Source organism: Qipengyuania vulgaris (assembly GCF_009827325.1).
GTDB classification, from domain to species: domain Bacteria; phylum Pseudomonadota; class Alphaproteobacteria; order Sphingomonadales; family Sphingomonadaceae; genus Qipengyuania; species Qipengyuania vulgaris.
The window spans coordinates 115,324-127,473 of record NZ_WTYC01000004.1 but is presented as its reverse complement, the minus strand read 5'-3'; the positions used below and the strand labels follow the sequence as shown (position 1 = coordinate 127,473).

General features: G+C 62.3%; 11 protein-coding genes. 8 read left to right on the top strand and 3 right to left on the bottom strand.

What is annotated here, in order from left to right; translation table 11 throughout:
- The first annotated feature begins 35 nt into the window (after nt 1–35).
- Nucleotides 36–794 carry a methyltransferase domain-containing protein gene (locus GRI69_RS09190; RefSeq protein ID WP_160727988.1) on the top strand — a complete coding sequence of 253 codons (759 nt, stop codon included), beginning with the start codon at nt 36–38 and terminating at the stop codon, nt 792–794.
- Here the strand turns inward: GRI69_RS09190 and ppdK are convergent.
- The 3 genes from ppdK to GRI69_RS09175 form a co-directional block, all read right to left on the bottom strand.
- Complete coding sequence (gene ppdK / locus GRI69_RS09185; protein ID WP_160727987.1) at nt 791–3,454, bottom strand: pyruvate, phosphate dikinase; 2,664 nt, start codon at nt 3,452–3,454, stop codon at nt 791–793. The two genes, GRI69_RS09190 and ppdK, sit on opposite strands and share 4 nt — an antisense overlap.
- A 62-nt stretch (nt 3,455–3,516) precedes the next feature.
- Nucleotides 3,517–5,820 carry a glycine--tRNA ligase subunit beta gene (glyS, locus tag GRI69_RS09180; protein WP_160727986.1) on the bottom strand — a complete coding sequence of 768 codons (2,304 nt, stop codon included), beginning with the start codon at nt 5,818–5,820 and terminating at the stop codon, nt 3,517–3,519.
- Nucleotides 5,817–6,716 (bottom strand): glycine--tRNA ligase subunit alpha, encoded by a 900-nt coding sequence (locus tag GRI69_RS09175; protein ID WP_160727985.1) that lies wholly within the window; start codon nt 6,714–6,716, stop codon nt 5,817–5,819. The genes glyS and GRI69_RS09175 overlap by 4 nt, the downstream gene beginning before the upstream one ends.
- Before the next feature lie 158 nt (nt 6,717–6,874).
- On the opposite strand from GRI69_RS09175, the gene GRI69_RS09170 reads away from it, so the two are divergent.
- The 7 genes from GRI69_RS09170 (at nt 6,875) to GRI69_RS09135 (ending at nt 12,087) form a co-directional block, all read left to right on the top strand.
- Nucleotides 6,875–7,339 carry a hypothetical protein gene (locus GRI69_RS09170; protein ID WP_160727984.1) on the top strand — a complete coding sequence of 155 codons (465 nt, stop codon included), beginning with the start codon at nt 6,875–6,877 and terminating at the stop codon, nt 7,337–7,339.
- The gene (locus tag GRI69_RS09165) at nt 7,336–7,533 is read left to right on the top strand and encodes a helix-turn-helix transcriptional regulator (protein ID WP_160727983.1); all 198 of its coding nucleotides are present in this window, start codon (nt 7,336–7,338) and stop codon (nt 7,531–7,533) included. The genes GRI69_RS09170 and GRI69_RS09165 overlap by 4 nt, the downstream gene beginning before the upstream one ends.
- Nucleotides 7,534–7,597: 64 nt before the next feature.
- Nucleotides 7,598–8,518, top strand: coding sequence for a TraB/GumN family protein (locus tag GRI69_RS09160; protein ID WP_160727982.1), 921 nt, complete (start codon nt 7,598–7,600; stop codon nt 8,516–8,518).
- Nucleotides 8,515–9,408 carry a TraB/GumN family protein gene (locus tag GRI69_RS09155; RefSeq protein ID WP_160727981.1) on the top strand — a complete coding sequence of 298 codons (894 nt, stop codon included), beginning with the start codon at nt 8,515–8,517 and terminating at the stop codon, nt 9,406–9,408. Before GRI69_RS09160 ends, GRI69_RS09155 begins: the two co-directional genes overlap by 4 nt.
- A 114-nt stretch (nt 9,409–9,522) precedes the next feature.
- Nucleotides 9,523–10,215, top strand: coding sequence for a 50S ribosomal protein L25/general stress protein Ctc (locus GRI69_RS09150; protein WP_160727980.1), 693 nt, complete (start codon nt 9,523–9,525; stop codon nt 10,213–10,215).
- Nucleotides 10,216–10,482: 267 nt separating this feature from the next.
- Nucleotides 10,483–11,052 (top strand): aminoacyl-tRNA hydrolase, encoded by a 570-nt coding sequence (gene pth / locus GRI69_RS09140; protein WP_160727978.1) that lies wholly within the window; start codon nt 10,483–10,485, stop codon nt 11,050–11,052.
- Nucleotides 11,053–11,088: 36 nt separating this feature from the next.
- Nucleotides 11,089–12,087: an SDR family oxidoreductase gene (locus GRI69_RS09135; RefSeq protein WP_160727977.1), complete on the top strand. Its 999-nt coding sequence runs from the start codon at nt 11,089–11,091 to the stop codon at nt 12,085–12,087.
- Nucleotides 12,088–12,150: the final 63 nt, after the last annotated feature.

Genomic DNA, 12,150 nt, shown 5'->3' with positions numbered 1-12,150 from the left:
GCACGGGAGTTGCAAGCACGGCATCGGGGGCGGCGATGGATACCAAGGCACCTCCTCGTATATTCAGTCGCCAGCGCCGCAAGGCAGGATATCGCAGGGCGCTCGTACGCCAGTCGCAGCGCGATGCGGCGCGTTATGTGTTCGACGACATGGTCGAGGATGTGCTCGACCGGCTGGAATTCATGCGTTTCGAACCCGCCAAGGTGCTTGTGATCGGCGACTGGACGGGCACCCTCGCGCTTTCGCTGCGCGGCCGCGGATCGACTGTCGAAGAGGCCAATGTCGCGACCATCGATGAAGAGGTCCCGCTCGAAGGCGCGCCCTACGACCTGATCGTCAGCCTGGCGTCGCTGGACCGGGTCAACGACCTGCCCGGCGCCCTTCTCCACCTGCGCGCGGCACTGGCGGAGGGAGGCATCCTCATCGCATCCATCATCGGGGCGGGCAGCCTTGCCAACCTGCGCCGTGCCATGATCGCGGCGGAACCCGATCGTCCGGCACCGCGCATGCATCCGCTGGTCGACAATGCGGCGGGTTCTGCCCTGATGCAACGCGCGCTGTTCAGGCGGCAGGTCGTCGACAGCCGGAGCCTGGAAGTCGCCTTCCCATCGCTCGATCGGCTGGTGTCCGACCTGCGCGATCAGGGTTTGACGTCAAGCCTTTCGAGCGCCGCTCCGCCGCTCGGCAAGGCTGCTCTCGAGCGGGCCCGTTCTACATTTCTCAGTACCCGCAACGGCAATGAACGGGTTCTCGAAAACTTCGAGATCCTGACTCTAACTGGTTGGAAAGACTAACGAAGACTCGCCTGTGCTGCGGCAAGCCGGGCGATCGGCACGCGGTAGGGCGAAGCGCTGACGTAATCGAGGCCCGTCTTCTCGCAAAACGCGATGCTGGCCGGATCGCCGCCATGTTCGCCGCAAATGCCGAGCTTGATGTCGGCGCGGGTCGCCCGTCCGCGTTCCACCGCCAGTCCGACAAGTTGCCCCACCCCGTCGATATCGAGGCTGACGAAGGGGTCGCGCGCGAAGATGCCCTTGTCGACATAATCGGTGAGGAACCGGCCGGCATCGTCTCGGCTCACCCCGAGCGTGGTCTGGGTAAGGTCGTTGGTGCCGAAGCTGAAGAATTCGCCCACTTCGGCGATCTCCCCGGCCATCAGGGCGGCGCGCGGCAGTTCGATCATCGTTCCAACGAGATATTCTACCGTGCAGCCGGTGGCTTCGAACACTTCGCCCGCCACGCGGTCGACCACGTCCTTGAGCAGTTCGAGTTCGCGGCGCGTCGCCACCAGCGGGATCATCACCTCGGGCACCGGCGCTTCGCCGCTATCCTTGGCGACCTGGCAGGCGGCCTCGAATATGGCGCGGGCCTGCATTTCGTAAATCTCGGGATAGGTAATCCCCAGGCGGCAGCCGCGATGGCCAAGCATCGGGTTGAATTCGTGCAATTCGCCCGCGCGGCGGCGGAGCTGGTCCACGGTCTTGCCGGTCACTTCGGCGAGGTCCGCGAATTCGGCATCGCCGGAAGGCAGGAACTCATGGAGCGGCGGGTCGAGCAGGCGGATGGTGCACGGCAGGCCTGCCATTACCTCGAAGATGGTCACGAAATCGCTGCGCTGCTCTGGGAGTAGCTTGGCGAGCGCCGCGCGGCGACCGGCTTCGTCATCGGCGAGGATCATCTGGCGAACCGCGCTGATGCGGCCCGCGTCGAAGAACATGTGTTCGGTGCGGCACAGCCCGATGCCCTCGGCACCGAACTGGCGCGCCATGCGGCATTCGGTTTCGGTTTCCGCATTGGTGCGCACGCGCATACGGCGGTGCTTGTCCGCCCATTCCATCAGCGTGCCGAAATCACCGGCCAGCTCGGGCTCGTTGGTGGCGACTTCGCCCGCCATCACCTGACCGTTTCCGCCATCCAGCGTGATGACGTCGCCCTCTTTCAACTCGCGATTACCGATGGTTAGCGTGCGCCCTTCACGCGAAATCGAGACTTGCGAGGCACCCGATACGCAAGGGCGGCCCATCCCGCGCGCCACCACGGCGGCGTGGCTCGTCATCCCGCCGCGTGCAGTCAGGATACCGGTGGCGGCATGCATGCCGTGAATGTCTTCAGGCGAAGTCTCGACACGGACGAGAATGACTTTCTCGCCCCGCCCCGCCCAGAGCTCCGCCGTGTCGGCATCGAGCACGATCTTGCCGCTGGCCGCCCCCGGCGAGGCTGGCAGGCCGGTGGTCAGCACATCGCGCGGTGCGTCGGGATCCAACGTCGGGTGGAGCAGCTGGTCCAGCGCCATCGGATCGATACGCAGGATCGCGGTCTTTTCGTCGATCAGCCTTTCGTCCACCATGTCGACCGCCATCTTGAGCGCGGCCTTGGCGGTGCGCTTGCCGTTGCGGGTCTGCAGCAGCCACAGCTTGCCCTGCTGCACGGTGAACTCGATGTCCTGCATGTCCTTGTAGTGCTTCTCGAGCAGTTCGAAGACATGCGCCAGTTCGCCAAAGGCATCGGGCATGGCTTCTTCCATGCTCGGCTTGTCGGCCCCAGCGGATTCGCGGCGCGCCCTGGTCAGATATTGCGGCGTGCGGATGCCCGCCACCACATCCTCACCCTGCGCATTGACCAACCATTCGCCGTAATAGGCCTTCTCGCCGGTCGAGGGATCGCGGGTGAAGGCAACTCCGGTGGCGCTGGTATCGCCCATGTTTCCGAAGACCATGGCCTGCACATTGACCGCCGTGCCCATGTCGTGCGGAATGTTGTTGAGGCGGCGGTAAATCTTGGCGCGTTCCGTATCCCAGCTGTCGAACACGGCCGCGATCGCACCCCAGAGCTGTTCGACCGGGTCCTGCGGGAATTCATGGCCCAGCTCGCGCTCCGCAATAGCCTTGTATTCGGCGACCAGCGCCTTCCAGTCCTCGGCACTCAGTTCCGTGTCGGAGTAATAGCCGTTGTCTTCCTTGGAGATTTCCAGCGCTTCCTCGAACAGGCCGTGATCGAGGCCCAGCACGACATCGCCATACATCTGGATGAAGCGGCGGTAGCTGTCCCAGGCGAAACGTTCATCGCCCGATGTCTTGGCCAGGCCCACCACCGTTTCGTCGTTCAGGCCGAGATTGAGGACGGTGTCCATCATCCCGGGCATCGAGACTGCCGCACCGGAGCGGACCGAGACGAGCAGCGGGTCCGACGCATCGCCGAAACCCTTGCCGACGGTGCGTTCGACATGAGCCAGCGCCTGGGTCACGTCGGCGCGAAAGTTCACTGAAAAGTCACCCGGATTCCGCAGATATCGCAGGCATTCCTCGGTGGCGATGGTAAAGCCGGGAGGGACCGGCAGGCCAATGCTCGCCATTTCGGCGAGATTGGCGCCCTTGCCGCCGGTTACCGTCTTGTCCTTCTGCCTTGCATTCGAATGCGGAGCGTCGCCGCCGAAGGTAAAGACTGTATCGTTCATTTCGCTTCCGGTTCGATTGAGCCAGGTTGACACAGTTGACACTGTCCTGGGATTTGAATTCGCTATCCCTCGATACGAGAGAAATCGGCCACTTTGTGCACTGCAGCACGGAAGGCCGCAAGCAGGTCCAGCCGATGTGCCCGCTTGTTTTCTTCATCCGCGTTTACCGTCACTTCATCGAAGAAACGGTCGATGGGTGCACGAAGCGCAGCGAGCGCCGCCATCGCGCCGGAGAAGTCCTCCGCATCAATGGCCGCGGCGGCGGCAGGTTCCGACTTTGCGAGAGCATCCATGAGCGCCTTTTCGGCAGGCTCCGGCTCGTAGGCAAGCTCTTTCGCATGGCGTTCGGACATCTTGGCATCGATGACCGCCTTCATGTCGGGATCGTCGACCAATGCGAGCGGGTCTTCCTCGCCGGTGCGGGCGATCTCGCCCTCGATACCGTGCCAGTCTTCCTTCTTGAGGATATTGGCAGCGCGCTTGTAGCCTGCGAGGAGGTTGGCGCCGTCTTCGGTTTCCATGAAAGACTGGAGCGCCTTCACGCGGGCGAGGTTTCCGACGATTTCATCTTTTCGTTCGGAAAGCTGGAAAACTGCGTCAATGATGTCGTGTCGAATACCGTTCTGGCGCTGCTGGACCTTAAGGCGATCAACAAAGAAATCAGGCACGGCACGATATAGCTCTGCAATATTATGCTCGGCGAACCACTCGTCGTGATCGGTTTGGCCCTCGTGTTGACGAAAAACCAGGCCAGCAGCCCGAGCCGCCGCGTAATCGATCTCCAAGCGGATTTCGTTCTTGAGTATGAGCTCAATTATCCCAAGCGCGGCACGACGAAGCGCAAACGGATCTTTCGATCCTGTTGGTCGTTCCTTAATGACGAAAAAGCTGACCAATGTATCCAGCTTGTCCGCTAGGCTCACCGCCACCGCCACCGGCGCGGTCGGCACTTCGTCACCCTGCCCGACCGGCTTGTAGTGATCGCGGATGGCGTCGGCGACCGCATCGGGCAGTCCCTCGGCGCGGGCGTAATAGCCGCCCATCAGGCCCTGCAGTTCGGGAAACTCGCCGACCATTTCGGTGACGAGGTCTGCCTTGGCGAAGCGCGCGGCCTGTTCTGCCATGTCCGCCAATTGCTCCTTCGTCACCCCGGCCCCCGAGCCGGGGTGGTGATTTTCTTCTGCGGCGCTCGAAGAAGCACCACCCCGGATCAAGTCCGGGGTGACGATATCGGATTCGACCAGCCAGCGCGCCAGCTTGGCCACGCGCTCCACCTTGTCAGCGACGGTGCCGAGCTTCTCGTGGAACGTGATCCGCTCCAGCCCCTTGGCATGTTCGGCGAGCGTCTTTTTGCGGTCGACGTCCCAGAAGAAGCGCGCGTCGGACAGGCGTGCGGCGAGGACCTTGCGGTTGCCGTCGACCACGCGTGCGCCGCCGTCTTCCGCCTCGATATTGGCGGTGCAGATGAAGGCGTTGGCGAGTTTCGCCCCGGAACCATCAACGTCATCTTCGCAGACGAAATACTTCTGATTCACGCGGGCGGTGAGCTGGATGGTCTCGGGCGGGACTTCGAGGAAATCCTCCTCGAAGCGGCCGAGGAGCGGGACAGGCCATTCGGTCAGCCCGGCGTTCTCGATCACCAGCCCTTCGTCCTCGACCAGCTTGAGCCCGGCCTCCGATGCTATCTTTGCGGCGCCGGAACGGATCAGGTCCTGCCGCTCTTCGTGGTCCACGACCACGTGGCAGGCGCGCAACTTCTCGGCATAGTCGGCAGCGCTGCCGATGGTGATGTCGCCCAAGTGGTGGAAGCGGTGGCCGAGGGTGACCCAGCCCGAAGTGACGCCATGCACCTCGCACTCGACCAGTTCTTTGCCCAGCAGCGCAACGATGCCCGATAGCGGGCGCACCCAGCGAAGGCTCTCGGTACTGATCGAGGCCCCGCCCCAGCGCATCGACTTGGGCCAGCTGAAATCGCGGATAATCGCGGGGATCGCTTCGGCGAGCAGGTCCCTGGTAGCGCGGCCGGGAATATTCTTCACGGCGAAATAGGTCGCCCTGCCCTTCACGTCGCGCGTCTCGAGATCGGCCTTGTCGACTCCGGCCTTGCGGCAGAAGCCTTCCAGCGCCTGATCCGGCGCACCGACCGGTGGGCCCTTCAATTCCTCGCTGACCGCCTGGGTGGCTTCGGGAAGCCCGCGCGCAATCAGCGCCAGGCGGCGCGGGGTCGACCAGACGGTGATCCCGCTCGGAGAAATGCCTGCGCTGTCCATTTCACGCTGGAAGAGCTTTTCAAGCTCGGCGCGCGCACCAGCCTGCATGCGGGCGGGGATTTCCTCGCTGCGCAGTTCGAGGAGAAAGTCGCTCATGCGCTCCACTCCGGATATTTCTCGGCCCAGACGAGCGCTTCCTTGGCCATGTGCGCTTCGCAGCTGCCACGCGCCAGATCGCGGACGCGGCCCATGTAGCTGGCGCGTTCCTGCACGCTGATTACGCCGCGCGCCTGAAGCAGGTTGAAGATGTGGCTGGCCTCGACCGCCTGTTCATAGGCGGCAATGGGCACTTCATTGGCAAGCGCGTTCTTGCACTCGGCCTCGGCCTTGTTGAACAGGTCGAACAGGGCGTCGGTCTCGGCGACCTCGAAGTTCCATTTTGACATCTGTTTCTCGTTCTCGAGGAACACGTCGCCGTAGCTGACGCCGCGTCCGTTGAAGTCGAGATCGTAGACGTTGTCGACGCCCTGGATGTACATGGCGAGGCGTTCGAGCCCGTAGGTCAGTTCGCCCGCCACCGGCTTGCAGTCGAAGCCGCCCATCTGCTGGAAATAGGTGAACTGGGTGACTTCCATCCCGTCGCACCAGACTTCCCAGCCGAGGCCCCATGCGCCGAGCGTCGGGCTTTCCCAGTCGTCTTCAACGAAGCGGATGTCGTGCTTCAGAGGATCGATGCCGATCACCCGCAGGCTTTCGAGGTAAAGGTCCTGGATGTCCGGCGGGCTCGGCTTCAGGATCACCTGGTACTGGTAATAGTGCTGGAGCCGGTTCGGGTTTTCGCCATAGCGCCCGTCGGTCGGACGGCGGCAGGGCTGCACGAATGCCGCATTCCACGGCTCCGGCCCGAGCGCACGCAGCGTGGTGGCAGTGTGGAAGGTGCCCGCGCCCATACGCATGTCATAGGGCTGCAGGATAAGGCACCCGTTCGCGCTCCAGAAATCATGCAACGCGAGGATCATGTCCTGAAAGGAATTTTGCGGATTACGGTCCATCCGCGGGGCAATGGCGGAAGCGTGAAAACGGGTCAATGCCGCAGTGCGGCGGGAGAGAAAATGACAGGTTATCACGACATGATGTCAGGTAGTGTTGACATTGTCAGCGAATCGCGACATATAGTCAGGTCAACCTGACACCGGGAAACTCAATCTATATGTTCTCGTCCCAACACGCGCCGACCCAAACTGACCTTTCGCGCTATTATTGGCTGATGTGGCTCGGCTTTGCAGCGCACATAGCAGCGCTGCTCTGGTATTTCGCCCATGGTCCCCAGCGTCTGCCTCCGCTCTTTCTCGCTCTTTCCATAGGAGTGCTTCTCAATGGAGCAATGCAACTGAAGGCAGACGACTATTATCGACAACTCTGTTCCATGGGCCTCAGAACCTGCGTTGGATCCATAGCGGTCTACTTGCTCTGCTTTACAGCTGTCGGCATTTACGAACTCGGCTATTCTGCTGGCAGCTACATCGGCTCGGGCGGAAATCCGACCTCCATAGAGACCACAATCCCAACCGCCCTGCGCGATGCCTATCTCATCGCGTTGCTTGCCGGATTTGCTTTTTATCTTGGATATTTCGCCAGCCTGTTGCGCGACCGGATGGGGACCAATGTCGAATGAAGAACCGCCTCCGCGTCCTGCGAGCCGAACGCGAATGGAGCCAAGCAGAACTTGCTGGCCATCTCGAAGTCTCGCGTCAGGCCGTCAACGCCATCGAGACGGGCAAGCACGATCCGTCATTGCCACTCGCCTTTCGTATTGCGCGGCTATTCGATATGCCGATCGAGGACATTTTCGATGACAGCGTACCCTGAAACCAGTCATTTATTCTAAGCGGTATTTATGCAAATCAATCCTTTTGAAAAGAAAGTCATTCATATGAAACGTGTACTTCTTGCTTCATGCACCGGCCTTGCACTCTCGCTTGGCGGTTGTGCCACGGCGAACGCCCAGGATGTCGAGACCGCCGCAGCGGCAACCGCGCCCTCACCTGCACCCGCTGGCCCCGCTCTCTGGAAAGTGAGCGACGAGGACACGACCATCTATCTGTTCGGGACGGTCCATGTCCTGCCGAAGGACGTCGAATGGTATGACGAGGACATTGCGGCAGCTCTTGAAAGCGCCGACACGCTCGTCACCGAAATCCCCGCCGATGCGATGAATGACCCGGCGTTGCAGACAACCATCATGGGTAAGGCCATGCTGCCGCAGGACCAGTCGCTCCGCGACCTTCTTTCCGAGGAAGATCGGACGGTCTATGAAGCGGCGCTGGCCAAGCTGGGCATGCCGCCTGCGGCGTTCGATCGGTTCGAACCCTGGTTTGCAGGCATGACGATGGCGGTGCTGCCCCTGATGCAAAAGGGTTACGATCCTGCCAGCGGCGTCGAGAAGGTCGTCGAAGCGGCTGCTTCCGAAACCGCGAAGCGCGGCGCGCTGGAAACCGCGGACCAGCAGATCGATCTGTTCGATACGCTGCCGCAAGAAAGCCAGATCGAATTCCTGATGGCGTCGGCGCGCGACCTTGATGGCCTCGTCACCATGATGGACGAGATGGTCGCCGAATGGCTCGAAGGCGATGCCGATGGCCTGGCCGAGATCATGAACCGCGGGCTCACCGATCCGGTCGTGGCTGCCGCCCTACTCTACCAGCGGAACGAGCGTTGGGCCGAGTGGATCGACGAACGGATGGACGAACCGGGTGCGGTCTTCATCGCCGTCGGTGCAGGCCATCTGGCTGGAGAACAGAGCGTGCAGGATTACCTGCGTTCGCGCGACATCGAGGTGACCCGCGTCCAGTGAACCCTAGCCGACTGCTTGCCGCAGCACTGGCATTTCTGCTCGCGTCATGCGGCAGCGATGCATCGGAACCCTCCGCCGCAGCTTCGGCGGAGGGTTTTCCTGCATTCTACGAGATCGCCGGACGGGACGGAGAAATTGAGGGTTGGCTGTTCGGGACCGTTCACGCCCTGCCGGCAGATGTCGAGTGGCGATCGCGGCGTCTCGATGCCGTCATCGATGAAGCCGACCTGTTGCTGGTCGAGGTGGCCGACCTTTCCGATCGCGAAGGAATGGCGCTGATCTTCAGGTCCATGGCGTTCGATGATGTACCCGCCTCCTCGATCCATGCGAGAATCGCCCCGGCCGCACGCTCCAGTCTCGATTTGCTCCTTGCCGAGGGAGAAATCCCGACCGGCCATCTCGACGCAATGGAAAGCTGGGCTGCGGCCCTGACACTCGCGCAACTGGCTTCCACAGGCGACCCGCAATATGGCGCGGATCGCGCGCTGATCTCCGAGTTTGCCGGGCGAAGTGTTGTCGAGTTCGAAGGCGTACGCGGGCAGCTGTCCCTCTTCGACAGCCTGCCTGAAACCGAGCAGGTCGACCTGCTCGAAGCGGTGATAGCCGAGGCTTCCGGTCGCAAGGATCGCGCCTCCGAAATGACGGTAGCGTGGAAAACCGGCGACTTGCCTGCCCTCGAAAAATCCTCTGGCGAGGGGTTTCTGGGCGATCCCGAACTCCGCGCGGCATTGCTGACCTCGCGCAATGAGGCCTGGCTGTCCCGCCTGCAGCCGTTGCTTCAGCAACCCGAACGCCCCCTGATAGCGGTGGGCGCGGCACATCTTTTGGGTGAAGATGGTTTGCCCGCCCTGCTCGCACGCGAAGGTTATACCGTTCGGCGCGTCCAATAGCCTTCGCGCTTGCTTTTCCGCCTACCGCCGCTATAGGCGCGCGCTTCGGCGTCATGGTCATCCCTGGAGGCGTGGCGGACCGAGTAACCTAATTGCATTCGAAAGGTAAGCGACATGAGCGATGCTCTGACACTTCCGGCCGAGACGCGCGAACGGGCTGGCAAGGGAGCCTCCCGTGCACTGCGTCGCGAAGGCCGCGTCCCCGCCGTGATCTATGGCGGCAAGGAAGAACCCACACTGATCCATGTGGAAGAGAAGGAGCTGGTCAAGCAGCTCGGCACCGGCCACTTCATGAACTCGATCGTCGAGATCGAGCTGGGTGGCAAGAAGGTGAAAACTCTTCCCAAGGACGTGTCGCTTCACCCCGTCAACGACCGCCCCGAGCACGTCGATTTCTTCCGCATGGTCAAGGGCGGCAAGATCGAAGTCCAGGTTCCTGTGGTCTTCACCAATGAAGAAGCCAGCCCGGGTCTCAAGAAGGGCGGCGTGCTGAACGTTGTCCGTCACGAGCTGGAACTGATCTGCGAAAACGACAAGATCCCGGGTGAAATCGAAATCGACGTAACCGGCAAGGAAGTCGGCGATTCGATCCACATCAGCGAAGTGACGCTTCCGGCTGGCAGCGAAAGCGCCATCACCGACCGCGACTTCACCATCGCCACCCTCGTCGCTCCGTCCGCGCTCAAGAAGAGCGAAGGCGCCGAAGGCGAAGATGAAGGCGATACCGATGCGCAGGATGTTCCCGCAACCGAACAGGGTGCGGACGAGGACGCCGAGCAGGAACAGGAAGACAAGAGCGAAGACTAATTCGCTTCTTGCATTCGCAAATCACCAAGGCGCCGGTCTCGAAAGAGGCCGGCGTTCTTGTATTCCGAACCTGCATCCGCAGCTTCGTCCTCGCTGGATGTGCGGCAAGCCGCACCCGCTGCGGGCGGGCAGTCGCCCTTGCCGGGCCTGTCGTCGGCCCGGTTCTTGGTCACGGCAGTCAAAGCGCGCCTGCGCATCGCCGCCACTGCGCACCGAGATGCAGCGCCCGGCGCTTGAGGGGCACGCGCAGCATGCTAAAGGCGAAACATGCAGATCTGGACAGGCCTCGGAAATCCCGGACCGCAATATGCGATGCACCGGCACAATATCGGCTTCATCGTGTGCGACGCCATTGCCGAAATCCACGGGTTCGGTCCCGTCCAGAAGAAGTTTTCCGGCTGGGTACAGGAAGGCCGCATCGGCGGCGAGAAGATCGTGCTGCTCAAGCCTGCGACCTACATGAACGAGAGCGGGCGCGCGGTGGGCGAGGCAATGCGCTTTTACAAGCTTGAGGTTGAAGACCTCACCGTCTTCCACGACGAGCTCGACCTTGCGCCTTTCAAGGTGAAGGTGCGCCGTGGTGGCGGGCTGGCGGGTCACAATGGGCTGCGTTCGATCAACCAGCATCTCGGCCCCGAATTCCGCCGTGTCCGCATCGGGATCGGCCATCCCGGCAGCAAGGACCGGGTCACAGGCCACGTACTGGGCAACTATGCGAAGAGCGAGATGGACGATCTGGCCGCCATGCTCGGCGCGATCGGTGCGGAGGCCGAATGGCTGGCCAAGAATGACGATGTGCGTTTCATGAACGATATCGCCCTGCGAATGCAGGAATGATCTGCTAGGGGTCTCCCGAACAGAGGAGACCCGCCGATGCCAAATCTCGACCGCCGTACCCTGCTTGCCGGAGCCGCCGCGACCGGCGCCATCGCTGCAACTGCCGCCCGTGCGCAGCAAGACAAGGTGGAAACACCGGCCCCCGACCTGTCCGGGAAGGCGATCCTCATCACCGGCTGCTCTTCCGGGTTCGGGAGGCTATCTGCAGAACACTTCGCAAGGCTCGGGGCGACGGTGTTCGCTACCATGCGCAACATCCCGCGTCCCGAAGCGGAGGAATTACGCCAGCTCGCCAGCGACGACAATCTCGATATCCGGGTAAAGCAGCTCGACGTGCTGCTGGACCAGGAAGTGGCTGGTGCCGTTGGCGACGCGGAAAGCGAACTCGGCCGCGGGCTGGACGTGCTCGTCAACAATGCGGGCGTCGGCATCACGGGTCCTGCGGAAGTGCAGGACATGGAAGCGACCCGGCTCGCCTTCGATACCAATGTCTTCGGCTATCACCGGCTGGCGCGCGCAGTGTTGCCCAAAATGCGGGCACGCAAGCAGGGGCACATCTTCAACATCTCCAGCCAGCTGGGGCGCGTGATCGTGCCCTATTCCGGGCATTATTCTGCGACCAAATTCGCCGTTGAAGCGATGGGCGAACAGCTGGCTTACGAACTGGTGCCCCACGGCATCGGGGTCACAATCATAGAACCGGGCGGCTATCCGACCCAGGTGTGGGTCAACCGCAATCGTTACTCCGCCGAATTGAAGGCGCGCGCGGCCGAGCAACACCTCGAGGGCTATCCGCAGGTCGTTGCCCGGATGGGCGAGGAAGACGGTTCGGGCCGCAGTGCCGATCCGATGGACATTCCCCGCGCCATGGCCCGCGTGCTCGGCATGCCCGCAGGAACACGCCCGGTCCGTCTGCCCGTCAGCGGAGGCGACATCCCTCAGACCGCGATCAACGAAGTCACCGCCAAGACGCAGGTCGGCTGGCTGGGCGAAAGCGGCTATGGGCCGCTAATCAAGGCGGTCCATAATGTCTGACATGCTGGCATTCCCCGGCTGCCGCCGCTAAGGGCGCGGCCAGACCATTGTTTCCGGAGTTTT